This window comes from Kluyvera genomosp. 2, assembly GCF_036759865.1.
In the GTDB taxonomy this organism is placed as follows: domain Bacteria; phylum Pseudomonadota; class Gammaproteobacteria; order Enterobacterales; family Enterobacteriaceae; genus Kluyvera; species Kluyvera ascorbata_B.
Window position 1 is genome coordinate 64,204 of sequence record NZ_JAPKIA010000002.1, and the last position, 24,643, is coordinate 88,846.

The following is a 24,643-nucleotide window of genomic DNA, read 5'->3' on the forward strand; positions in this document are numbered from 1 at the left end:
GCCAGACAGAGTAAGACATACGCATAAAGTACGGGGAGGACGCGTAACGTTGTCAGGTAAGAAAGGTCAAGGATATGGACTATATTGCTGGGTAGAGTGATTTTGTGATGGATATTTGACTTTCAATGATGCGCGACATTTGTTACATCACCTCTGCGCGTCAATAAAATTAGCCTTTATCCGATATGACAATCTGGGCAGCATGGATAATTCATGCATTTCGATATGGATAAATACAATACTACGCGGGAGGCCTTCCGCCGCCGTGCGGGAATAAAAAAACCTGCCGTAGCAGGTTTTTTTATCGCGAGCGAACGCTTAGCGCGCCAGCCAGCCGCCGTCTACCGCAACGGTATAGCCGTTGATGTAGTCAGATGCCGGAGAAGCCAGGAAGACGATCGGCCCCATCAGGTCGCTCGGCAGACCCCAACGCCCCGCCGGGATACGGTCAAGGATTGCAGCGCTACGCTCTTCGTCAGCACGCAGCTGCTGGGTGTTGTTGGTCGCCATATAGCCCGGAGCAATCGCGTTGACGTTGATGCCGTGCTTCGCCCACTCGTTCGCCATCAGGCGGGTTACGCCCATTACGCCGCTTTTAGACGCGGTGTAAGACGGAACGCGGATGCCGCCCTGGAAGGAGAGCATGGAAGCGATGTTGATGATTTTGCCGCCTTTGCCCTGCGCGATGAAGTGCTTCGCCGCAGCCTGGGACATGAAGAACACGCTCTTGATATTCAGGTTCATGACGTCGTCCCAGTCTTTTTCACTGAAGTCGATCGCATCTTCACGGCGAATCAGACCCGCGTTGTTAACCAGAATATCGATATGGCCGAATTCAGCTACCGCGCGCTCCAGCAGTGCCGGGATGCCGTCAATCTGACGCAGGTCAGCGGTCAGGCTCAGGAAGCGACGGCCCAGCGCGGTAACGCGCTCGATGGTTTCAGTCGGCTCAACGATGTTGATACCCACGATGTCGCAGCCCGCTTCCGCCAGACCCAGCGCCATACCTTGACCCAGACCCGTATCACAACCGGTGACAACGGCAACTTTGCCCTGCAGAGAGAATGAATCCAAAATCATTTTTTTATTCCTTGTCATTAGCGCCTGTACCGGACAGGCATTGTTAATCTATACACATCGTCATTCGGCGCTTGATGTCGCCCGAAAGGTTCTGTGTACAATGCTGTCCGCGACTAGCGCAGATCCTTAACGGCCACGTGATCCATGTCATCAAAGACCTGGTTCTCGCCCACCATCCCCCAGATGAAGGTATACGCCTTAGTACCTACGCCCGAGTGGATTGACCAGCTCGGTGAGATCACCGCCTGTTCGTTATGCATCACAATGTGACGCGTTTCCTGTGGCTGCCCCATCATGTGGAATACGCAGCTGTCTTCATCCATGTTGAAATAGAAATAGACTTCCATGCGGCGCTCGTGAGTGTGGCACGGCATGGTGTTCCACAGGTTGCCCGGCGCCAGTTCGGTCAGCCCCATGCTGAGCTGACAGGTTTCCAGCACGTCCGGAACAAAGTATTTGTTGATGGTACGACGGTTGCTGGTGAGGTTATCGCCCAGCGTGACCGGCGCAACGTCGGCCGGAGTGACTTTTTTCGTCGGGTACGTGGTGTGTGCTGGCGCACAGTTGTAGTAAAACTTAGCCGGTTTCGCCGCGTCGACGCTGGCGAACACCACTTCTTTTGCCCCTTTACCCACGTAAAGCGCGTCGCGATGACCTATCTCGAAGCACTGGCCGTCAACGGTAATCGTGCCCGCGCCGCCAATGTTAATGACGCCCAGCTCGCGGCGTTCCAGGAAGTAGCTCACGCCGAGCTGCTTACCCACTTCACCACCGACGGATACGGTTTTCGCTACCGGCATGATGCCGCCAACGATAATGCGATCGATGTGGCTGTACACCATGGTGTATTCATCAGCGACAAATACCTGCTCAACTAAAAACTCTTCGCGAAGACCCTGCGTATCCAGCGTTTTAGCATGAGCGCTATGAATGCTCTGTCGTACTTCCACCTGAACCTCCAGGAAAATGTGGTGTGATGCTCTTTATAAGAACGAAACTTCGTTCCGCTTTGTTAATGCTCGTATCTTATCTCTGATGAAATGGGTTTTCAATTGCAAATAAAACATCGTTTCATTTTTTCTGTGAATTAATATCAAAAATGCAAATGAGATCACGAATACGCCATGCAGCGGCATGCAGGAAAAATAAAAAACAATATTATTCATTTAGTTACATGTTTCTTTGAAAAATACTCTCTATGGAGTAAAGGAGGGTGCAAAAACAAAGATGCGCTTGACTGGGGGGCAAAAGCCTTACCAAAAAAGTCGCAGAAATGATGATTTTTCGTATAAACTGCGTCTGACATCACAAACATTGAAACAGTGTTTTGATAAATTAACACCTAATTTTTAAAATGACATCCATATCGGCTAGCGGGGTTGATAGCACCTCGTGACCGCATCAGTAAAAGGAGAGCATCATGGCTAAAGGCATGCGGGTAAAATTGAATTATGAGGTCAGCCGCGACCCGGACACCGGCGCGGAAATCACCCGCTTAACACCACCAGAAGTCACCTGTCATCGTAACTACTTCTATCAAAAGTGCTTCTTTAATGATGGCAGCCATCTGCTGTTTGCTGGTGAGTTCGACGGCCATTGGAACTACTACCTGCTGGATGTGGCGAACGCCGAAGCCGTACAGCTGACCGAAGGCGCAGGCGATAACACCTTCGGCGGCTTCCTGTCTCCGGATGACCAATCCCTTTATTATGTGAAGAACGACCGCACACTGCTGGAAGTGAACCTGAAAACGCTGGCCGAGCGCGAAGTGTACCGCGTGCCGGAAGAGTGGGTAGGTTACGGCACCTGGGTCTCTAACAGCGATTGCACCAAACTGGTCGGCATTGAAATCGCAAAAAGCGACTGGACGCCGCTGAACGACTGGCAGCTGTTCCACGATTTCTTCCACAAAGGCCCGCACTGCCGTCTGCTGCGCGTCGATCTGCAAACCGGCGAAAGCGCGGTGATCCACGAAGAGAAAAACTGGCTTGGCCACCCGATTTACCGCCCGTTTGACGACAATACCGTCGCGTTCTGCCACGAAGGTCCGCACGATCTGGTTGATGCACGTATGTGGCTGGTTAATGAAGACGGCAGCAACGTGCGTAAAGTGAAAGAGCATGCGGAAGGCGAAAGCTGCACGCACGAGTTCTGGGTACCCAACGGTTCGGCACTGGTTTACGTCTCCTACCTGAAAGGCAAGCAGGGTCGTACCATTTACCGCTTCAACCCGGATACCAACGTAAACGAAGCGCTGATGCAGATGCCGGCCTGCTCGCACCTGATGAGCAACTTCGACGGCACCATGCTGGTCGGCGATGGCTCCGGTACCCCGGTCGACGTTAAGGACACCAGCGGCTACACCATCGACAACGATCCGTATCTGTATGGCTTTGATGTCGCGAAAAAAGCCTACTTCCCGATTGCGCGCCACGACACCTCGTGGGCAACGGTACAAAACAGTCGTCAGGTGACTCACCCGCATCCGTCCTTTACCCCGGACGACAGCGCGGTGCTGTTCAGCTCTGACAAAGACGGCAAACCGGCGCTGTATATCGCCAAACTGCCGACCGAACGTAAGTTAGTACAAGCTTAAAATTCTGAGTTTAGTGTTTCTGTAACTGGCCTTGCCCTCCTTCTGGAGGGCCTTTTTTTGCCTGTCATATTATGCCCGATAAGCGAAGCGCCATCGGGCAAGACATTACGCGCACAATACTGGCGCACGGACACGAAAAACGAAAACCCCCGGCCAAATGCTCCGGGGGGAAAACGGATGAGGGTCCGATTTTGTTAATGTCAGAAGGAGTACGCTACCCCAACGCGCAGACGGGTCTGGCGTTCATCGGTAGATTTGACGCCCACGTTCCCCACTTCAAAATACGGTGACCAGTTTTTATCCCACTTGTAGGCCATCTTGGCGTTGTATTCGTTGCTGTATGGTTTGTTATTGTTGCGGTACAGGCTCTTATGCTGAGCATCAGCCTCAGTACTGCGCGCATAAACGTAGTTCAGCTCGACGCGCCAGTCACCCATCGCCCAACCCACCCAGGTATCGAGTTTGTTGACTTTATCATCCACGCCGCCGTTGCTTGACGTTGCCGGAACGCGCGTATATTCGTAGCGGTAACGCGCAGCGACATAGAAACCGCTGTCGAAGCTGTACTGCGCATGCAGATAAGGTTTGTAGATAGAGAAGCTATCTTTACTTTCGATGTTAAAGCCCGGGTTCAGGGCAAAATTATTGGTCACTTTCCAGCGCCAGTTAATGGACTCTTCGTGACCATTACCCACGATTTCGTTGAACGGGCGGTCCTGTTTATCAGTATCACCACCGGTCTTCCACTTCGCTTCTACGCCAAAACCAAGACCGTTATCAAAGCGATGAGATACCGCAACGCGGTCGGCGTTGGAACCGCTGTCAATATATTCATGACGCAGGTCAACGGTGACCGCCGATGCGGCGAAAGACATACCGGATAATACAGCCAGGGCCAGAGTTTTCTTAAGCATTTGCCATCCCTCAATTGAAATTATGTTTCTTTTTTATGGAATTGTATTTTATTTTTTCCAAATATCTATTTTAGTGATCAAGATCGTAATTATTTGTTTCAGAAAAACTGGCACAAAGAGGACGTGATAAAGCTCAATAAAAAACCTACATAACCCTTAAAAAATAAAACTTAGATCACAAAGATTTATTTAAACTGAATTAAATTTTCAATATTTTACTTAAATAACAGATGGTTATCACAAAACAAATAACGTGGGTTATTTTTAGCAGGCGAAATATTCAATTTTCTACTTATATCCATGCTAAGGATGAACTGATTCACAATGCTTACATCTGAAACAAATATGAATAAAACGCCAAAGAAGAGAACTAGACAAAAACACGTTTATTGTCTGGCAGTTCGGCGGGAATAAACAAAAAAGACCTCAAATGAGGTCTTTCTGAAAAGAAAAAATATGAGGGAAACTAAAGATAACTTACTGAATATCGCGCTCAACGGCGAGCGCCACACCCTGACCGCCACCGATACACAGCGTCGCCAGCCCTTTACGGGCATCACGCTTAATCATCTCATGCACCAGAGAAACAAGAATACGGCAGCCAGATGCACCGATAGGATGCCCGAGCGCAATTGCCCCACCGTTCACATTGACCTTCTGCGCGTTCCATTCCAGCATTTTACCCACCGAAATCGCCTGGGCGGCAAACGCCTCGTTAGCCTCAATCAGGTCGACATCATTCAACTGCCACCCGACGCGCTCCAGACAACGGCGCGTGGCATACACCGGAGCAATCCCCATCAGCGCCGGATCGACGCCCACGCTGGCAAAGGCGCGGATGCGCGCCAGAATCGGCAGCCCCAGTTCAAGCGCTTTGCTTTCACTCATCATCAGCACTGCCGCCGCGCCGTCATTAATGGATGACGCGTTCCCCGCTGTAACCGATCCGGCGTGGTCGAAGGAAGGGCTTAAACGCGCCAACGCTTCGGCGCTGGCATCCGTTTGCGGCTGTTCATCGGTATCGACAACCTGCCTGCCGCCGTCCGGCAGCGGGTTAATCACCGGCACAATTTCATCACGAAAGCGGCCTGAATCAATGGCCTTACGCGCTTTGTGCTGCGAGCTAAGCGCCCATGCATCCTGCTGCTCGCGGCTAATACCGTATTCACGCGCCAGATTTTCCGCCGTGACCCCCATGTGGTAGTCGTTAAAAGCGTCCCACAGGCCGTCGTGAACCAGGCTATCAATCAGTTGACTGTTGCCAAGCTGCGCGCCGGTGCGGCTGTCGGTCAGCACGTGCGGCGCGCGGCTCATGTTCTCCTGTCCGCCGGCAATCACCACATCCGCTTCACCGCACTGAATCGCCTGGGTCGCCAGATGCAGCGCCTTCAGCCCCGAACCGCAGACGTCGTTGATGGTAATGGCCGAGACGGTATTCGGCAGACCGCCTTTTATCGCAGACTGTCGCGCCGGATTTTGCCCGGTTCCTGCGGTCAAAACCTGACCAATAATCACCTCATCGATCGACGCGGCGGAAATACCGCTGCGTTCCACCAACGCGTTGATCACCAGGCTACCCAGTTCGACGGCAGAATGGCGAGCAAGCGCCCCCTGAAAACAGCCGATGGGCGTACGGACTGCACCTACGATAACGACATCTTTCATCTTGACCTCAGCGCAAAATAACCTGCGTATAGTAGATGATTGTTATCAAATATTTTCGCAATTGTTTAAAAAAAGTGAGTTTTATCACAAAGGAAATTCATCTCATCCGCGTTACGCCGACGCCTGCTGTAGATACTGCCGCAGCCAGCTTCCGGCAGCGCCCAGCGGGGCTTCTTTATGCCACAGCAGATCGATAGAAACCGCCATCGGCCAGCCCGCAATATCCAGCATCTTCAGCTCCGCCGATCGAGAAAACTCCTCTACCAGCGCGCAGGGCAGCGCACACCAGCCTAACCCCTGCGCCGCCATGCTCAGCAGCATCAGGTAGTTTGGTGCCGACCACACCGGGCCGCGCGCGGGCGTGGCGCGATTTTCCAGATAAGTATTCAGCCGGAGCTCGCGCCAGGTTCGCAGCTGCTCCCATTCCACTTTCGACTGCGCGGCCAGCGGGTGCCCCGGCGCAACGTAAATCGCCATATGCGTGCGCATCGGCAGGCGAGTATGGCCAATGTCGGTGGGATAGTCGTCGCGCGCCTCAATCAGCCCCACCTGCGCGCGGCCTTTTTGCAACAGATCGACCACATCGTCGTCTTCACCCACCAGGCACTCAAACTCCGTATGCGGAAACCGCAGGTCGAACTGCGCCAGAAGATCTTCCAGCACGTCAGGATGCAGCGTATCGGAGAGCACAAACGCCAGCCGTGCCTCGGTTTCACCACTCAGCGACACGGCCAACTCATCGAGCCGTTCGCTGGCAGCCAGAATGGCCTGAACATAGCTCAATACCCGCTGGCCTTCCACCGTCAGTACCGGCTGACGCGCGGAGCGATCGAAAAGCGTGACGCCAAGATCCACCTCCAGGTGGGCGATGGCCGTACTGACCGTCGATTGGCTCTTGCGCAGTCGACGGGCAGCGGCCGAAAACGAGCCGCAGGAAACGGTTTCAACAAACGCGGTCAGTGCTTCGGGGGAATAGCGCATGAAGTATCTACTTTATCGATGGATTCTATCTTTTACTTATCACATTTCTCCATAAAATGCGCACAACCGTATTCCATAAAACAAAGGTCATCACATGCAGCAAGATTTATTACATCGCAGAAAGCTCCCGGAGCGTATTTTTCATGCCGTTTGCTTTGAAGGCATCGCCACCGCGATCCTTGCGCCCACCGCCGCATGGCTGATGCAGCGTTCGGTGCTGGAAATGGGCGGGCTGACGATTATTCTCGCCACCACCGCCATGGTGTGGAACATCATTTATAACGCCGTCTTCGATCGCCTGTGGCCCGTCACCCGCGTGAAGCGCACGGCGAAAGTCCGAGCCCTGCACGCTTTAGGATTCGAGTGTGGGTTTATTGTTATCGGCGTCAGCATTGTCTCGTTCGTGCTCGGCGTCACGCTGCTCCAGGCGCTGACGCTGGAGATCGGTTTCTTCCTGTTCTTCCTGCCCTACACCATGCTCTACAACTGGGCGTACGACACCCTGCGCGATCGCATCATGAAGCGTCGCCAGCAGAATCTCTACGCACAAAATTAATCCTCTTTTCAGGCCGATAGCCGTCGGCCTGGAAATGTTCAGCCACACGAAAAGCTAATTATGGTAAATTATCCGCCATTTTTTTGGTTTTATGGTTGATACATTCGAATAATGTCTAAAATCTGGTCTAAAGAAGAGACTCTATGGAGCTTTGCCTTATATGGCACTGCCGTCGGGGCGGGAACCCTTTTCCTGCCCATCCAGCTGGGCGCCGCCGGCGCGGTTGTGCTGTTCATCACCGCGCTGGTTGCCTGGCCATTAACGTACTGGCCGCATCGCGCTTTATGCCAGTTCATCCTCTCCGCTAACACGCCGGCTAGCGTGGGTATCACCGGTGCCGTCACCCATTACTATGGGAAAAAGATCGGCAGCCTGATCACCGCGCTCTACTTTATTGCGTTCTTCGTGGTGGTGTTGATCTATGCGGTTGCCATTACCAACTCACTAGCGGAACAGCTCTCCCGCTATCGGCCGGTTGATTTGCCGCTGCGCGCGCTCATCAGCCTGGGCGTGGTCGTGCTGCTGAACCTGATTTTCCTGACCGGTCGCCAGACCACCATCAAGGTGATGGGAATGCTGGTATTCCCGCTGATCGCCTACTTCCTGTTCCTGTCCGTATACCTGACCGGCAGCTGGCAGCCTTCGCTGCTGACGACGCAGATGGAGGTCAACACCCATACGTTACACCAGGTGTGGCTTTCCATTCCCGTGATGGTTTTCGCTTTTAGCCATACGCCGATTATTTCGACCTTCGCCATCGACAGGCGAGAGAAATACGGCGAGCAGGCCATGGGTAAATGCAAAAAAATCATGAAGGTGGCGTATCTGATTATCTGCCTGAGCGTGCTGTTCTTCGTCTTCAGCTGCCTGTTGTCGATTCCGCCGTCATACATTAATACAGCGAAAGAGGAAGGCGTGACCATCCTTTCTGCGCTGTCGATGATGCCCAACTCGCCTGGCTGGCTGTCGATTTCCGGCATTATTGTCGCGGTCGTGGCGATGTCGAAATCGTTCCTCGGCACCTACTTTGGCGTGATTGAAGGCGCAAGCGAGATGGTAAAATCGTCGCTCAACCAGGTGGGCGTACGCAAAAGCCGCTCGTTCAACCGCGGCCTGTCGATCCTGCTGGTGTCCACGGTGACGTTTATCGTCTGCTGCATCAATCCGAACGCGATATCCATGATTTATGCTATCAGCGGCCCGCTGATTGCCATGATTCTGTTTATCATGCCAACGCTGTCGACCTACCTGATTCCGGCGCTGAAACCCTACCGCTCTATCGGCAGCCTGATTACGCTGATTGTCGGCGTGATGTGCGTGTCGGTGATGTTTTTGGGTTAAATCCCCAGCGGGCAGCCTGGGCTGCCCGCTGTTCTTCTGCTATATCAGCTCAAAAATCAACATATTCCACGAATGCCGTAGGACCACCAGCGTCAGTTGACCGTTATCCGGCGCCGCCAGCGTAAGCGACACCGGCACCACATTATCGGGTCGTTCAAAACTGTTCACCTGTCGATAATCGTCACTCTGCAACTGTGTGTGCGACACGGGCTTGAGCGCCATAAAACCGTTCAGTTGGAGCCGCAGACAGTAATCATCATTAAGATCGTGATTGGCGATAAATACCGCCAGACGGCCGCTGTCAGCATCAAACGTCGCGGCGGTTTCCAGCGCAACATGCTGACCATGGTGCCCCGTCTCGCATAAATCAATCTCGCAAACCGCTTTTAACGCGACGCCTTTGGCGTGGTGGGCCACATCACGGAACGGGTAAAACGTGGTCTGACGAATCGCAGCTCCACCGGGCTGAGTCGAGATCATCCCGCCTTCGTTCACCAGTAGCGACTGACAGGCAATTTTCACCCGGTCGGCGTAATTGAGAAAGGTACACAGCACACCGCCATACACCACGGCGTCGAGCTGTGAAAAGCTGGCATAGCCATAATCTTGCTGCTGGCCGCCCGGTATCGCACCGGACTCGGTAACGACGCCCCATTCGTCGAAGCTGATCGCCATGCTTTTATCTGAACCGCGACGACCTTTCACAAAATCGCAGGCGGCAATCACCGTATCCAGGTAGCGACGCAGATCGCTGAACAACCAGGGGATATCGCGTTCATCTTCATGAGCCGCGTAGACCAGCTGTTTATCCGGGCGATAGTTCAGATAGCGGTGCAGGGAGAGATAGTCAATATCGTCGTAGCATGCTTCGAGTACGATACGATCCCACTCGCCAAATGTCAGATGCCCTGCTTCATTGGTGCAGGAGCCGCAGGCGATAGTCTGAGATTGGGGGTCCATCCATTTGATAATTTTGGCCGCCTCCCGCGCCTTGCGCGCATACTCCTCTGCGGTCAGCGCGCTAATCTGCCATTTTCCGTCCATCTCATTGCCCAGGCACCATAGACGAATATCGTGGGGCTCCTCAACGCCGTGCGCGCGGCGCAGCTCGGCCCATGCCGTTCCGGAATACGTATTGCAATAGTCCACCAGCTCACCGGCTTCCATCGGCGTCCCGGTCCCCAGATTACAGGCCATGATTAATTCAATGCCCGCATCGCGGGTAAAGGCGGCAAATTCGTTGGTCCCGACCGCATTGGTTTCCAGCGCTCGCCACGCCATCTCTTTTCTCACCGGACGCTGCGCCTGCGGCCCAACGCCGTCCAGCCAGCGGTAGCCTGACACAAAGTTTCCACCAGGATAACGTAGACCACTGATGCCCGCCTCCGCCATCAGGGCCTTAACATCCTGGCGAAAGCCGTGAGCATCAGCCTGCGGGTGCTCCGGTTCATACAAACCGTTATATAAGCAGCGCCCCAGGTGCTCGACGAAAGAGCCCATCAGCCGGGGAGAAACGTCACCAATAACATAGTGCCTATCAAACAAAATATGGGCATTTTTCATCGTGTCTCTCCTTAGCGCGAAAACAGTTCATGTTCGATGCGTCCCATCGTCCGGCGATCGAGCTTGTAAAACAGCTGAAACAACAGCCAGCTGGCGGCGTATCCGCCCGCCGGAATACCGGCCATCAGTAGGTAAATACCGGAAATCGCCGTATCGCTTTGCTGCGCCGCATCCGGAACATAACCGTAAAGGGAGAGAATTCCGCCCACCAGCGCTCCGCTAACCGCCAGCGAAACCTTCAGCGTAAAGAGATTGCTGGAAGCGCACAGCCCTGCCATTCTTTTTTTCAGCTTCCATGCACCGTAATCATCCGCATCGCCAACAAAACTCCATAAAATCGGCGCACTGGTCAGATGAACAACCGACAGCACAAAATAAAAGATAAACATCAGCGTCAAATTGTCAGGATCAATAAGATAGAACGCCAAAGACAATACCACGAGACACAGCTTGACATATTTATATACCGCCACTTTACAGAAATAGCGCGTAAACAAAGGCGTAATCAAACAGCCAATAATTCCAGCAACGATACCCAGACTCATAAATAAAGTACTCAACCAATCATTGAGATGCAGAATATATTTAGCAAAATAGATCGCTACCGCGCCGCGAACAAACGAAGGGAAGCAGTCCAGAAACATCCCTAATGAACAGACAATAAGCTGATCGTTCTTTAATGCGTGTCCAATATTCTTTAATACCCCGTCGCTGTTTTCACTCTCTGGCTCCACTCTTTCGGTGGTGGTACGGAAACAAAAAACAAACAGCGCCAGCGCCAGCACCGCATACAGCGTCACCACCCAGAAAAATCCGGTCTGCCGATTGCCGCCGCCGAAATACTGCACCAGAGGCAGCAGCGTAAACGTACAGAACAATCCGGCAACCGCGCCAGCAATGCAGCGATACTGCTGGCAGGAGACCCTTTCCGTCGCATTTCCCGTAATCACACAGCCAAGCGAGCAGAACGGAATATTGACTGCGGAATAGAGCAGCGAGAGCAGCAGATAGGTAAAAAAAGCGTAGATAATCTTGGCATTGGCCCCCAAGTCCGGCGTGTAGAACATCATCATACAGCTCAGGGTAAAGGGCACCGCGCACCAGAGCATCCAGGGACGATAGCGCCCCCAGCGGCTTTTCGTTTTATCAATCATGGCGCCATAAAAAGGATCAAAAAAAGCGTCCACAATACGTACCAGCAAAAAAATCGTGGCCACCACCCCGGCATCAATGCCATAAATATCGGTGTAAAAAAAAGCCAGAAACATGGTAATCGGATTAAACAATAAATTGCAGGCGGCATCGCCCGAACTAAACCCTATTTTTTCAAATACACTCAACTTCTCCACGGCCCTGTTAGGCGTCATATTTATATCCTTATGGCGAATAATTAATAGACATTTATTAATAAAGCAGCGGATGAAGTTTAATAAAAGCGGGTGACGGTTTCATGCTATGCACATGGACAATATAGCTGGTAAAATAAATATGTGAACTGCATTCCGTATATCGATAGGAAAATAAGAGAAACGTTAATATAGACATGTAATAGCAGGAAAATTATTCAATAGTCCAAATTAACGATTCATCGCTAAACGCAAGAATAATACCGGGGATATGTCCCGGGGAAGGCAGTAGCCGCCCCCGGGAAAGAGGCGAGGCTTACAGCGCCATATCATGCTGTGGCGAGGCGGTCGCCGGCTGTTCTACCGGTTTAGCCTGCGCGACCGGTGCGGCGGGCATCTGAATAACCGGCGGTTTGGTCAGTTGCAAGGTGGCGGCCGTGTCATCCCATACCTGCTGGGTGAGCGCGGTATTACCATTCAGATTCTGGCCAAAGCTCGGCACGATGCTGCGGATTTTGCTCTGCCATTCCGGCGAGTTAAACTGCTCAGGGAACAGCTTTTTAATCACGTTCAGCGTAATCGGCGCAGCCGTTGACGCTCCGGGCGATGCGCCCAGCAGTGCAGAAATCGTGCGCTGCTGGTCAACCACAACTTCGGTCCCCAGCTTCAGCACACCGCCTTTGTCAGCGTCTTTCTTAATAATCTGCACACGCTGACCGGCCTGGATCAGCGTCCAGTCTTCCTTACGTGCTGCAGGGTAATACTCTTTCAGTGCCGCAAAACGATCGTCGTCGCTTAACATCACCTGGCTGATAAGATATTTCACGAGATCAAAGTTATCCAGGCCAACGTGGGTCATCGGCATTACGTTGCTGGTCGTGGTGGTGCTTAGCAGATCGAAGAACGATCCCTGCTTCAGGAACTTGGTGGAGAAGGTCGCAAACGGCCCGAACAGCACCACGCGCTTACCGTCGATAAAGCGCGCATCAATATGCGGTACCGACATCGGCGGCGCACCCACGGACGCCTGCCCGTAGACTTTTTCCAGATGCTGGCGAGTGACATCCGGGTTCTCAGTCATCAGGAAGGAACCGCCCACCGGGAAGCCCGCATAATTATCCGCTTCCGGAATACCGGTTTTCTGCAACAGCTTCAGCGCGCCGCCACCAGCGCCAATAAACACGTACTTCGCGTCAATCGCGTGCTGTTTACCGCTACTCACATCTTCAATGGTCACATGCCAGGAGTTATCGCCGTTGCGCTTAAATTCGGTCACTTCAGAGGAGGTTTGCAGCGTGAAGTGCGGGTTCTTTTGCAGGCTGCCGATCAGCTGGCGAGTAATTTCACCGTAGTTAACGTCCGTCCCCACCGGCGTCCAGGTCGCGGCCACCTTCTGCTGTGGGTCACGGCCAGCCATAACCAGCGGCGCCCATTCGGCAATTTGCTGATGATTGGTTGAGAATTTCATGCCCTGGAACAGCGTGGTTTTTTGCAGCGCATCGTAGCGTTTGCCGAGGTATTCCACGTTTTTATCGCCCCACACGAAACTCATGTGCGGCGTCGAGTTAATAAACGCATGCGGATTATTCAGCACGCCGCGCTTAACCTGTGCCGACCAGAACTGGCGGGAAATCATAAACTGTTCGTTAATTTCCAGCGCTTTGCTTACGTCGATAGTGCCGTCCGGGCGCTCCGGCGTGTAGTTTAATTCCATGTTGGCCGAGTGGCCGGTTCCGGCATTATTCCAACCGTTAGAAGATTCCAGGGCCACCTTGTCGAGTTTTTCGACCATGACCTGTTTCCAGTCAGGCTGTAATTCCTGCAGCCAGGTGCCCAGTGAGGCGCTCATGATGCCGCCGCCGATCAGCAGAACATCGGTTTTTTCCGGCGTATCGGTATTGGCGTAAGCGGTTGAATTCACCAGCAGCGCAAGCGCGGCCAGCGAGAATAGTTTTTTATTAATTGCAGACATAATGATGATATTCGCATAGCAGAATGTATTGAGTGCGACAATAGTAGCGCACTTTTACATTATTTTAAAATATCACCCATATTTAATTAAAAACATTAACAATATTCCCCTGCCCGCTTTTTTTAATTAAAAAAAGCAGCCGCATTCTTTGCAAGGAAATAAAGTTAATATTCTCCTTTATTCGAGTATCAATTAATGCAGGCCAAATTCTGCCATTAACTGTTGGCGAAGACGGACAAATTCGCTGCTGCTGCGTTCGCGCGGACGCGGCAGCGTGACCTCAATGGTACGAATCGGATCGCCCTTGATTTTTGGTAATATCAACACCCGATCGGCCAGATAAATCGCCTCTTCGAGATCGTGCGTCACCAGCACCATCGTCATTTTTTCCGCGTCACGGATGCGCACCAGCTCTTCCTGCATGGTGATTTTAGTCATCGCATCCAGCGCCCCCAGCGGTTCATCCAGCAGCAGGATCTCTGGCTGAATCGTCAGCGCTCGCGCAATCCCCACGCGCTGCGCCATGCCGCCGGAAAGCTGGTTCGGCAAGGCCTGCTCACAGTGGCTCAGCCCCACCAGTTCAATCGCCTCTTTCGCCCGCGCCCTGGCCTGCTTGCGCGCAACGCCTTGCACATCCAGGCTGAAGCTGACGTTTTCCAGCACCGTCAGCCATGGCAACAGGCGCGGCTCTTGAAATATGACCGCCCGCTCGCGGCTCATACCGTGCACCGCCTGACCGTCGATAATCACATCGCCGGCGTCAGGTGTTTCCAGCCCCGCCAGAATACGCAGCAGCGTGGTTTTCCCGCAACCGCTCGGCCCGACGATAGCAATACTCTGGCCGCTTTCAATCTGTAAATTGAGGTCGCGGAAGACATCAAACGGCTTGCCCTCAAGAGAGAAGGTCTTACGCAAGCTGCGAATTGAGATATCGCCGCGCGGGGTTTGTAACGTCGCCGTCATCATACACCTTCCGTTTTGAGCAAAATGTTTGAGGCTTTTAACTGGCCTTTTTTCAGCACGCCGTCGCGCTCAAGAATATCCAGCCAGAACTGCACGTCGTGCGGCTCAGACTGCCCGCCCTTACGCACGCCGTAGCCGGTGAAGTACTTCGCCACTTCCGGGTTTTCACCGCGTTCTTTGAGGATGTTAGCCATAATTTCGCGCACTTTTTCCGGGTTATCACGGGCAAAGTCCAGCGCACGCGCAGATTCCACAACGAAGACGCGCGCTGCGTCAGGATGCTGCTTCACGAAATCCGCACGCAGCACCGTAAAGCCGCCGGCAATCGGGCCGAGCACATCAGCATCGTTGAAAATAGGACGCAGGCCGCCGTGGCTACGCGCCGCGCCTTCAAAGGTGGTTTGCCAGTAGCCAAACGCCGCCACGTCCACCTGCCCGGAACGCAAGGTCTGCTCGAGCTGTGGGCCCGGCACCGCAACCGGCTTCGCCGCGTTTTCCGGCAGGTTCGCCTGGTGCAACGCTTCACGCAGGGTGTAGTCCAGATGCGCACCCAGGGTATTCACAGCGACGCTTTTTCCGACTAAATCTTTGATGGACTTAATCGGGCTATCTTCCTTCACGTAGAAGATAGATTTGGTGGTCTCATTGATGCCGTTGGTCGGGTATGCCGCCACGAAGTCGTTGCCGTTGGCGATGGCGTTAATCACCGCAGGCGTCGCCGCCGAGCCAATATCAATGCTGTTAGAAGCCAGCGCAAATAACGACTCCGGGCCACCGCTGGCGTAGCCGGCATTTTTGATCGCTACGCCGGTGCCTTTAAAATACCCCAGCGCTTCCGCTAATTCGTGCGCGGAAATACCGCCGTAGCTCGCCATATAGCGCATCGTGACCTCTTCCTGCGCCCGTACGGAGGCACTCATGCCAACGAGAAAAAGGACCGCTACCCACACAAAATAGATCTGTTTTTTCATTATTTATATTCCCGTCAGGCTAGATGTAAAAACGCAAAATAACGTGCAAAATTAATGGTTACGAGAGTTCCAGCGACACAGTCGGCGTTGCAAAATGACCAGAATGGCATTCGCTAATAACCCGGCAAAAGCCAGCAGAAATATTGCCGCGAACATCATGGGAATTTGGAAGTTATATTGCGCATTCATCACCCGAAAACCGATGCCCTGATTAGCGCCAATCATCTCAGCGGCAATCAGCAACAGCAGCGCAGTGGTCGCGGACAGACGCAGGCCGACAAAAATAGAAGGAACGGAAGCCGGGACAATCACCCGGTAAAACAGCGTCAGACGGCCTGCGCCGAAAGTGCGCGCCATTTCCAGCAGCTTACCGTCCACCTCTTTCACGCCGCTAATGGTCGACAGCAGAATCGGGAACAGCGCCGCCCAGAAGATGACGAATACTTTTGAGGTTTCCCCCAGTCCCAGCAGCAGGATAAAGATCGGGTACAGCGCAAGCGCAGAAGTCTGACGGAAGAGCTGTAAGATGGGGTCCAGCGCCTGTTCGAGCGGGCGAATTTGCCCCATAAACAGTCCCAGCGGAATGCCCACCACAATGGCAGCGGCAAAGGCCAGACCGGCTCGCTGCAGGCTAATGGTGATGTCCCCCAGCAGCGCCCCTTCGGTTATGCCGTTCCACAGCGCGACGAAGATTTTATCCAGCGGCGGGATCACCGCGGCGTTCAACCAGCCCGCGGTGCTGGCGATTTGCCAGCCGGCGAAAAACAGCGCCAGCAGGCCATAACGGGCAATCAGCGACAAACTGCGCTGATACCACAGACCGTAGGCCGGCGCGGCGGCGCGGCGGGCCTTCAGACGAATACGCGTAGCGGAATAAAACATAGCTCCTCCTCAGGCCACTTTGGCGTTGCGCGCAGCGCTGTAGCGGTTTTCGGCAAACGGCAGCCCCAGATTTTCGCGCAGCGTTGTGCCTTCATAGCGAGTGCGGAACACCCCGCGCTTTTGCAAAATAGGCACCACCAGCTCGATAAAGTCATCCAGCCCGCCCGGCAGCCAGGGCGGCAGCACGTTGAAACCGTCGGCCGCTTCGTTCTCAAACCATTCCTGCAGCGTATCGGCCACCTGCTCAGCGCTGCCGACCACGGTAAAGTGCCCGCGCGCGGTCGCCACCCATTGGTACAGCTGGCGGATAGTGAAATTGTTGTCATCGGCGATCTGGCGGATCAGCTCAGGACGCGACTTCATGCCTTCCGTCACCGGCAGCGGCGGCAGCGGGCCATCAGGATCGAATTTCCCCAGATCGATCCCGCCACCGGCCAGACCGTTCAGTAGCGCAATGCCATCGGCTTCGACGATAAGCGAAGTCAGCTTGTGGTATTTTTCTTTGGCTTCTTCCTCGGTACGCCCGATAAACGGCGCAACGCCTGGCATGATCAGCACGTGATCCGGATTACGGCCGACCGCCCTGGCGCGAGATTTGATGTCACGATAAAAAGCCTGCGCCGTCCCGAGATGTTGGTGGGAGGTAAAGATCACTTCCGCCGTGGCTGCCGCCAGCGCCCGACCGCTCTCCGATTGCCCGGCCTGCACGATAACCGGTTGACCTTGCGCCGAGCGCGCGACGTTCAGCGGGCCGCGTACTTTAAAGAATTTGCCGACGTGGTTGGTGTCGTGCACCTTTTGACGATCGAAGAACTGCCCGGAGGCCTTATCGCGCAGGAACGCATCATCTTCAAAGCTATCCCACAGTTTTTTCACCACCTCAACGTGCTCTTTCGCCCGCTGATAGCGGTATTCATGCGGATGCTGGGTATCGAGGTTGAAATTGTGCGCTGCCGCTTCCGTCGCCGTGGTCACCACGTTCCAACCCGCGCGGCCGCCGGAGATCAAATCCAGCGAGGCGAACTTTCGCGCCAGATTATAGGGTTCTTCATAGGTGGTGGATGCGGTGGCGATAAAGCCGATATTTTTGGTCAGCGGCGCCAGCGCGGAGAACAGCGTGAGCGGCTCAAAACCGGCTACCTTCGCCGTGCCGCCGTCGGTTACGCCAGAGGCCGGGATCGCCAGGCCATCGGCCAGAAAGTAGGCATCAAACAAGCCGCGCTCGGCGGTCTGCGCTAGCTGCTTATGAAATTCGAAACTGGTTGCGCCGTCGGCAGGCTGATCCGGATGCCGCCACGCCGCAATATGTTGACCGCCGCCGGGAAGAAAAGCGCCTAATTTGATTTGTCTGCTCATTCTGGTTTTCTCCTGATTCATTGCCGGGGAGTGGGCTGAAATCAAGATAGCCAGAATGAGCCGCCATTCTGAAATAACAAATATTGAGTTCGTTATTTACATTTTTGCAATAAGAAATCCATGCTGTTACAACAATACGTTATTAGCTATCCGCTTTTGCTTCTTCGGTCCGGGCATGTTCGCGAGCATTTTTACGCTGCCAGGCAGGCAGTTCCGACAGCGCAATCCCTTCCGGTACCACCTGATGCTTCAGGCAGGCAACCCGCTGAGCCCGATAAATACCGGTATAGCCAGAGACCAGATAAGCCATCACGCAGGCCATCGCCGCGTACACGCCAACGTCGGCGCCGAACAGCTCAATAGCCATCAGGGTAGAAGCCAGCGGCGTGTTGGCGGCACCGGCAAAGACCGCGACAAAGCCCAGCCCTGCCAGGAAGGCAAACGGCAGATGCAACAACGGCGCCAGCGCATTACCCAGCGTCGCGCCGACATAAAATAGCGGCGTCACCTCGCCGCCTTTAAAGCCGCTACCCAGCGACACGACGGTAAAGACCAGCTTGCCGAGAAAATCCCACGGTGCCAGCGGGTGCTGGAAGGCATCAACGATGGTCGGTATGCCAAGGCCGATATAACGATCCGCGTGCAGCAGGTAAACCGCCAGCGCTACCATTATCCCGCCAATAAACGGGCGCAGCGGCGCATAGGCCACGTATTTCTTCATGATGCCGCCAATCAGGTGCGTGGCATCCGCGAACGCGCGCGCCGCCAGGCCAAAACAGCCGCCGGCGATAATCACCGCACCCAGCGTCCAGAGCGACATCGGCGGGATCAGCGACATTGCATAGTGCGTATGGTGCACGCCCCACATCAGGCCAACCTGGTCGGCAATCACCGCCGCCAGCAGGCAGGGGAAGATGGCGGTGTAGTGCATCCGGCCAATCGCCATCACCTCCATCCCAAATATCGCCCCGGCCAGCGGCGTACCAAAGACGGAAGAAAAACCGGCGCTCACCCCGGCCATCAGCACCATTCGCCGCGCATCGTTATCAAGATTCAACAACGGCGTAAAACGGTCGGCGATAGAGGCGCCCATTTGCACGGCGGTGCCTTCGCGGCCGACCGAAGCACCAAACAGATGCGAAACCACGGTGCCGATAAACACCAGCGGCGCCATTCGCAGCGGGATCGTATTCGCCGGATTATGCACTTCTTCGAGGATCAGATTGTTTCCCGCCTCTACCGAACGGCCAAAGCGCAGGTACAGCCAACCGACGGCAAACCCGGCGAACGGCAACAGTCCGATCAGCCAACGATGGCCGATGCGTGTGGCGGTGGCCCAATCAAGCGAAAAGAGAAACAGTGCGGAAGCCGAGCCGACAAGCACGGCAATCACCGTAGCCACAAGCAGCCACTGCACAAGAAAGAAAAGCGTATTTTTACGTGCGAAACGTTCAGAGATCATTGACGCATCCTTAGATGAATTGATCATCCTGGACGCGGTAGAGGTGTGCCTGTTCATTCCCGGTCCAGGAATAAAAACAGGCATCATCAGCCACACGGCGGTTCAAGGGGGAATGCCATCCCCTGTCGCGCTATATTAGCACACGAATCGTTTCAGCCAAGCACTTTGCGCACGAAACTATTTCAGCGTTTCCAGCGGAAACGGCCGGTCCTGCACCACGGTTTTCATCACCAGCGTCGAACGCAGGTGCTGTACTCCCGGCATCGCCGAGAGCTTCTGATCGTAGAGCTGCTGGAACGAAGAGAGGTCGCGCGTCACGACCTGCATTAAATAGTCCGGGTCGCCAAATAAACGCTGCGCCAGCACAATCTGTGGGATATCTTCGACCGCTTCTTCAAAGGCGCTCACCGCGTTACGATCGCCCTCTCTCAGCGTGGCAAACACCAGCGCGACAAAATTAAAGCCCATCTTGCCCGGATCGAGATTGGCGCGATAGCCGGTAATCACCCCTTCCTGCTCCAGCGCACGCAGGCGCCGATGGCACGGCGACAGGCTCAGATTCACCCGTTCGGCGAGTTCGGTAATCGATAAACGACCATCGGCCTGGAGCTCAGCAAGAATTTTTCGATCGATACTGTCCATTTAGAAGATTCTCTCTCTTACCATCCATTTCAAGCATAACATTGAAAGCTCATTGCGCGGCAATACCGTTATTCTTTCTCGACCACGACTCAAGTGATTCGAAGAATAACGCAATGACAAATCATAAAGGATGTCCACCATGGCAATGAGCTTTGTCGCCGGCTTCTGGCTGGTGTCGTTTCTGCTGATCGTGACGCCGGGGGCCGACTGGGCCTACACCATCAGCGCGGGTATTCACGGACAGCGCATCGTACCGGCCGTCGCGGGGCTTATCTCAGGGCATCTTCTGGCGACCCTCGTGGTGGTGGCCGGCGTGGGCGTACTGATTGCCGGGCACCCGATGGCGTTAACGGCAATAACCCTGCTGGGGGCAGCCTATCTGCTGTGGCTCGGCATCGCGCTACTGCGTCGCCCGGCAACGATATCCACCGCCCGCCAGCTAAGCGGCGGCTGGAATCAGTGGGCGCTGAAGGGACTGTGTATCAGCGGCCTGAATCCAAAGGTTTTTCTGCTGTTCCTTGCGCTGCTGCCGCAGTTTACCGACCCTCACGGCCAATGGCCGGTGGCGCTGCAGATGTCGGCGCTGGGGCTGATGCACCTGATCACCTGTACACTCATCTATTTACTGGTGGGCTACGGTTCGCGCGCGCTGTTGGCCAGCCGCCCGCAGGCGGCGCGGGTCGTCAGCCGGCTCTCCGGGGGATTAATGGTGATTATCGCGGCAATTCTGCTCGTTGAGCAGCTGCGCTAATGGGTGAGAGCTGCGCCAGCCGGGCTGGCGCAGGGGTTCAGGCGCGAATATCGTCGTATTCGCGAGTGTTATCAAATTCATGTTTCGCAAACGGGCACAGCGGAATCACTTTACGCTGCTCCTGGCGCATTTTCGCCACCACTTTTGCCACCAGCTGTTTGCCAACGCCCTGCCCTTTAAGGCTAGGATCAACGTCGGTATGCTCAATAATGCTCAGATGCTCGCCCGTTGGTACAAAGACGATTTCGGCGACCTGATTACCTTGCGCATCGTTCACATAAAACTTGTTATGCCCTTCCAGTATTTCCATCGCACCCTCGTTTAGTCATGATGACGGTATTTCAGCGCCCCGCTTGGGCAGGTATCAATCACCCGCACCACCGTAGCCACATCCACTTCGTCCGGGATAATCCACGGTTTACGCTTCAGGTTAAACAGTTTGCTGCTGCCCCTGACACAGTTACCGGAATGCTGACAAATGCCAGTATTGAAATAGACATCGATTTTTTCCCCGGTATAGACGCGATACCCCGCATCCAGTAGTTCCTTATCCATGACATTGCCTCTATTTATTTATATGGTTCGAGGCTAAGCATAGACCTGAGGCAATGGGGATCGCCACTCATTTCACCGTCACTTCATTGCGGATGCGGTTCTGGAACTCGGTCGACAGGGCGGCAAACTTCTGCATTTTGTCCGAGAGCTCGCGGATCACCCGCGCGCTGTCGTTAGATCGTCCGTAGACATAGTCAAAATAGACCGTGCAGTCTGCCAGTTTGCAGAGCTTGGCGTAATCATCCTGTAAATGAGGGAAGTAGATAAAGATCAGTGCCTTGATTCTGGAATGCAGCTGGGTGTTATCACCGTTAATGCTGGGGTGGGTACTACGGTATTCTGCATCCTGTTTTTTCTTTATTTTGGCGAGAAAAAAATGAATGCTTGCCAGCCGCTGAGTATGCCATTCGATTTCCATTGCCAGCAGCTCCTCATATTTTTGCAGCATCTTCTGCTGCTTTTCCTCTTCTCTTTTTAGTTCGAACTCATCTCGCATCTTTTTTTCAATTTTCAGTTCGGTGCGCATGATAAGAAACCATCCACCTCCTAAAACTAAAAAACTCACGATGAGCAGTAATACTACGGCAATAGCGTTGTCCATACACAAACCTCTTCGATGATGTGAATACGAAAGACGTGGGGTAAGAGCGACACAACGGCGTAGTAACATTAATTAATTTGTTCACGCGATACGCGGTGGACGTTTTGCGGCGAGGAAAAAGAGAACCCCGGCATGCTTCGCCGGGGGTTTCACTGATGCTGGTAAGCGTTAGAAGGAGTAAGCGACGCCTACGCGGAAGCGGGTCTGGCGGTCGCTACGGTCGTTAACGCCCACGTTGCCCACTTCACCGTATGGCGCCCAGTTTTTGTCAATTTTGTACGCCACTTTCACGTTGTATTCCTGGGAGTACGGCTTGTTGTTGTTACGCGCATTGCCTTCAGAGCTACGTGCATATACGTAGTTCAGCTCGGTACGCCAGTCGCCAAACACATAGCCAGCCCATGCGTCACCACGGTTTACCTTATCGTCGTCTTTATTCGCATTTGACGGGTAGCGGGTATAGTCATAACGGTAGCGTGCCGCTACATAGAAGCCGTTATCAAAGCTGTATTGCACTCGCAGGTTTGGCTTATAAATAGAACGGCTGTCGTTACTTTCAATATTAAAGCCCGGCTGAATAGAGAAGTTTTTATTAAATTTGTATTGATAGCTAATAGACTCTTCATGACCATTACCGACAAAGTCGGCAAACGGCTGATTAGTATTATCACCACCCGATTTCCATTTTGCTTCTACCGAGAAGCCAAAGCCATTTGCGAAACGATGAGAAACCGAAACACGGTCGGCGTTAGTTTTATCTGTTTTGCCACCATCAATAAACTCATGACGCAAATCGACCGTTACCGCAGAGGCTGCGAAGGATGCACCACATAATGCCATCAGGACCAGAGATTTTTTAAACATGCAATAACCCTCAATTGGAATTGTGTTTCATTTTTATGGAATTGCATTTTATTTTTTTGCGAAAGATATTTTAGTGATCGAGATCGTAAAGATTTATTTCATAACTGTACGAAATGATAGGACGTGACAGGTGTCAAGAAAATAGGGATTGACGAACAAAAAACACCGCCACAGATCACACCAAAGATTAATTTACATTGAGCTTACATAACTTTAGATAAGATATTTATTCATTTATTTTCAATGGCTTAAATTACAATAATTTCATGCGTTATTTTTTTATTATCAATAATTCACCTTCCCAACAATATAAATATTAAGAATTAACCAAATAACATTGCAGCATTTGACACACTTTCAGGCGATATCTAACGGCATCGATTGAACTTTTCTGGATCACATTTCTCAGCTTCTCTCATTCTCACTTTTTCCATCTCTGCCATGTTTATTCGGTTATTCCTTATCATCTCACGCCGAGGCCTGCATGCTGGAGAATGTCATCATCAGATAATCAGCTTCCCGCTCTTTCAGACCAGGCTGGTTATCGCTGCGCTTAAACCCCTCTCCCGTTCGTTCTCTCTGTCGCGAGAGCGAACGCGACGCGCTTTCTTGCGTGCCAGCTGACTCACAATGTGAATGCCGTGGGTGAGAGATGACAGCAGGCGCACCATTATGCATAATCGTGCAAATTCAACGATAAACAGGCAAAAGACATGTTAGCCAGCCAACGAAAACAGCAGATCCTGGCCATACTGGCACGAGATAAACAGGTGCAGTCGACCGGGCTTAGCCAGCACTTTAATGTTTCTGAAGATTCCATTCGCCGGGATTTACGTGAACTTGCCGCCGCCGGGTTACTCCAGCGCGTCCACGGCGGCGCACTGCCGGTTTCCGCCGCGATCGCGCCGTTCGAAACAAGAAAAAATGTGCAAATAAACGCGAAGAAAACCATTGCCCGGAAGGCCGTCGCGTTAATCAACCCAGGGCAAGTCGTCATTATCGACGGTGGCACCACCACCTCAGAGATGATCGCACTGCTGCCAAAGGCGCTGCCTCTCACCGTTGTGACCCATAGCCCACATATCGCCGTTGGATTGGTTGACTACCCGGAAGTAGAGGTCATTCTGCTCGGTGGTACGCTGTTTAAACACTCGGTGGTTACCACCGGAGCGGCAATGGCTGAAGCCGCCAGTAGAATCAACGCCGATCTGTTCTTTATGGGCGTGACGGGCGTGCACCACCGCGCGGGCTTTACCACCGGCAGTTTCGAAGAAGCGAGCGTAAAACGACTGCTTAGTGAGAGGGCTTCAGAGACGGTCGTGATGGCCTCCCACGAAAAAATCAACGCCGCCTCCGCCTTCGCCATTGGCGAACTTAGTCTGGCCAGCACGCTTATCGTCGACGGGGAGCTGGACGCATCGCTGTCCGAGGCGCTGGTTCGCAGCAACGTCGCGCTTATTAACTAACCAGGGCTAACCACGTCCTCTCCAGGCTTATCCTTAGAATGGCCTCTGCGCTGGCGAGCGGCGTTATGATCGACGCCACCTTTGCCACTCTGGCAGGCCGGTGACAAAACTATCCC

23 protein-coding genes and 1 riboswitch are annotated in these 24,643 nt (G+C 53.5%); of the genes, 5 read left to right on the forward strand and 18 right to left on the reverse strand.

The features are described 5' to 3' along the window. Positions 1–318: 318 nt before the first annotated feature. Positions 319–1,080, reverse strand: a complete 762-nt coding sequence (gene kduD, locus V6942_RS02130; RefSeq protein ID WP_052282041.1) for a 2-dehydro-3-deoxy-D-gluconate 5-dehydrogenase KduD — start codon at positions 1,078–1,080, stop codon at positions 319–321. Positions 1,081–1,193: 113 nt separating this feature from the next. Next, a complete protein-coding gene (gene kduI / locus V6942_RS02135) occupies positions 1,194–2,030 on the reverse strand; it encodes a 5-dehydro-4-deoxy-D-glucuronate isomerase (RefSeq protein WP_106925879.1) in 837 nt (278 codons plus the stop codon). Between the two features lie 470 nt (positions 2,031–2,500). On the opposite strand from kduI, the gene V6942_RS02140 reads away from it, so the two are divergent. Beyond that, positions 2,501–3,676 carry an oligogalacturonate lyase family protein gene (locus tag V6942_RS02140; protein ID WP_182967106.1) on the forward strand — a complete coding sequence of 392 codons (1,176 nt, stop codon included), beginning with the start codon at positions 2,501–2,503 and terminating at the stop codon, positions 3,674–3,676. 200 nt (positions 3,677–3,876) lie between these two features. Here the strand turns inward: V6942_RS02140 and V6942_RS02145 are convergent, their stop codons facing one another. The 3 genes from V6942_RS02145 to V6942_RS02155 all read right to left on the reverse strand — a co-directional run bounded on the left by V6942_RS02145 (position 3,877) and on the right by V6942_RS02155 (position 7,236). After that, on the reverse strand, positions 3,877–4,590 hold the full coding sequence (locus V6942_RS02145) for an oligogalacturonate-specific porin KdgM family protein (RefSeq protein WP_106925875.1): 714 nt from the start codon (positions 4,588–4,590) through the stop codon (positions 3,877–3,879). Between the two features lie 477 nt (positions 4,591–5,067). Then, positions 5,068–6,255: an acetyl-CoA C-acetyltransferase gene (locus tag V6942_RS02150; RefSeq protein WP_106925873.1), complete on the reverse strand. Its 1,188-nt coding sequence runs from the start codon at positions 6,253–6,255 to the stop codon at positions 5,068–5,070. A 111-nt stretch (positions 6,256–6,366) separates the two neighbouring features. Then, positions 6,367–7,236, reverse strand: coding sequence for a LysR family transcriptional regulator (locus V6942_RS02155; protein ID WP_106925871.1), 870 nt, complete (start codon positions 7,234–7,236; stop codon positions 6,367–6,369). Positions 7,237–7,330: 94 nt separating this feature from the next. Here V6942_RS02155 and V6942_RS02160 point away from each other — a divergent pair, with 94 nt between their 5' ends. Both V6942_RS02160 and V6942_RS02165 read left to right on the forward strand, forming a co-directional pair. Beyond that, positions 7,331–7,792: a multidrug/biocide efflux PACE transporter gene (locus V6942_RS02160; RefSeq protein WP_106925869.1), complete on the forward strand. Its 462-nt coding sequence runs from the start codon at positions 7,331–7,333 to the stop codon at positions 7,790–7,792. A 111-nt stretch (positions 7,793–7,903) separates the two neighbouring features. Further along, a complete protein-coding gene (locus tag V6942_RS02165) occupies positions 7,904–9,133 on the forward strand; it encodes an amino acid permease (protein ID WP_106925867.1) in 1,230 nt (409 codons plus the stop codon). A 39-nt stretch (positions 9,134–9,172) separates the two neighbouring features. Here V6942_RS02165 and V6942_RS02170 read toward each other — a convergent pair whose 3' ends face one another. The 9 genes from V6942_RS02170 to V6942_RS02210 form a co-directional block, all read right to left on the reverse strand. Next, the gene (locus V6942_RS02170; RefSeq protein ID WP_333500766.1) at positions 9,173–10,696 is read right to left on the reverse strand and encodes an alpha-N-arabinofuranosidase; all 1,524 of its coding nucleotides are present in this window, start codon (positions 10,694–10,696) and stop codon (positions 9,173–9,175) included. Positions 10,697–10,707: 11 nt separating this feature from the next. Next, positions 10,708–12,063, reverse strand: coding sequence for an MFS transporter (locus V6942_RS02175; protein WP_182967101.1), 1,356 nt, complete (start codon positions 12,061–12,063; stop codon positions 10,708–10,710). Between the two features lie 295 nt (positions 12,064–12,358). Next, positions 12,359–14,014, reverse strand: a complete 1,656-nt coding sequence (gene mqo, locus V6942_RS02180; protein WP_333500767.1) for a malate dehydrogenase (quinone) — start codon at positions 14,012–14,014, stop codon at positions 12,359–12,361. Between the two features lie 192 nt (positions 14,015–14,206). Then, a complete protein-coding gene (locus V6942_RS02185) occupies positions 14,207–14,980 on the reverse strand; it encodes an ABC transporter ATP-binding protein (RefSeq protein ID WP_181357980.1) in 774 nt (257 codons plus the stop codon). Next, the gene (locus V6942_RS02190; RefSeq protein ID WP_106925863.1) at positions 14,977–15,948 is read right to left on the reverse strand and encodes an ABC transporter substrate-binding protein; all 972 of its coding nucleotides are present in this window, start codon (positions 15,946–15,948) and stop codon (positions 14,977–14,979) included. The genes V6942_RS02185 and V6942_RS02190 overlap by 4 nt, the downstream gene beginning before the upstream one ends. 51 nt (positions 15,949–15,999) lie before the next feature. Next, complete coding sequence (locus V6942_RS02195; RefSeq protein WP_106925861.1) at positions 16,000–16,830, reverse strand: ABC transporter permease; 831 nt, start codon at positions 16,828–16,830, stop codon at positions 16,000–16,002. Positions 16,831–16,839: 9 nt separating this feature from the next. Then, positions 16,840–18,186: an LLM class flavin-dependent oxidoreductase gene (locus tag V6942_RS02200; RefSeq protein WP_333500768.1), complete on the reverse strand. Its 1,347-nt coding sequence runs from the start codon at positions 18,184–18,186 to the stop codon at positions 16,840–16,842. A gap of 142 nt (positions 18,187–18,328) precedes the next feature. Further along, complete coding sequence (locus tag V6942_RS02205) at positions 18,329–19,648, reverse strand: voltage-gated chloride channel family protein (RefSeq protein ID WP_106925857.1); 1,320 nt, start codon at positions 19,646–19,648, stop codon at positions 18,329–18,331. Between the two features lie 70 nt (positions 19,649–19,718). Next, positions 19,719–19,780, reverse strand: a riboswitch (Fluoride riboswitch). Between the two features lie 45 nt (positions 19,781–19,825). Next, positions 19,826–20,290, reverse strand: a complete 465-nt coding sequence (locus V6942_RS02210; RefSeq protein WP_106925855.1) for an Lrp/AsnC family transcriptional regulator — start codon at positions 20,288–20,290, stop codon at positions 19,826–19,828. Between the two features lie 139 nt (positions 20,291–20,429). On the opposite strand from V6942_RS02210, the gene V6942_RS02215 reads away from it, so the two are divergent. Next, entirely contained in the window at positions 20,430–21,041 is a 612-nt protein-coding gene (locus V6942_RS02215; RefSeq protein WP_106925853.1) for a LysE family translocator, read from the forward strand. Between the two features lie 37 nt (positions 21,042–21,078). On the opposite strand, the gene V6942_RS02220 is transcribed toward V6942_RS02215, so the two are convergent. The 4 genes from V6942_RS02220 to V6942_RS02235 all read right to left on the reverse strand — a co-directional run bounded on the left by V6942_RS02220 (position 21,079) and on the right by V6942_RS02235 (position 23,061). Beyond that, on the reverse strand, positions 21,079–21,351 hold the full coding sequence (locus V6942_RS02220; RefSeq protein WP_106925851.1) for a GNAT family N-acetyltransferase: 273 nt from the start codon (positions 21,349–21,351) through the stop codon (positions 21,079–21,081). Positions 21,352–21,362: 11 nt separating this feature from the next. Continuing rightward, positions 21,363–21,596: a 4Fe-4S mono-cluster protein YjdI gene (yjdI, locus tag V6942_RS02225; RefSeq protein WP_182930071.1), complete on the reverse strand. Its 234-nt coding sequence runs from the start codon at positions 21,594–21,596 to the stop codon at positions 21,363–21,365. 67 nt (positions 21,597–21,663) lie between these two features. After that, complete coding sequence (locus V6942_RS02230) at positions 21,664–22,197, reverse strand: hypothetical protein (RefSeq protein WP_146145707.1); 534 nt, start codon at positions 22,195–22,197, stop codon at positions 21,664–21,666. Positions 22,198–22,365: 168 nt separating this feature from the next. Further along, positions 22,366–23,061 carry a porin gene (locus V6942_RS02235; RefSeq protein WP_106925845.1) on the reverse strand — a complete coding sequence of 232 codons (696 nt, stop codon included), beginning with the start codon at positions 23,059–23,061 and terminating at the stop codon, positions 22,366–22,368. Positions 23,062–23,774: 713 nt separating this feature from the next. Between V6942_RS02235 and V6942_RS02240 the strand changes: the two genes are divergently transcribed. Then, positions 23,775–24,527, forward strand: a complete 753-nt coding sequence (locus V6942_RS02240; RefSeq protein WP_106925841.1) for a DeoR/GlpR family DNA-binding transcription regulator — start codon at positions 23,775–23,777, stop codon at positions 24,525–24,527. Positions 24,528–24,643: the final 116 nt, after the last annotated feature.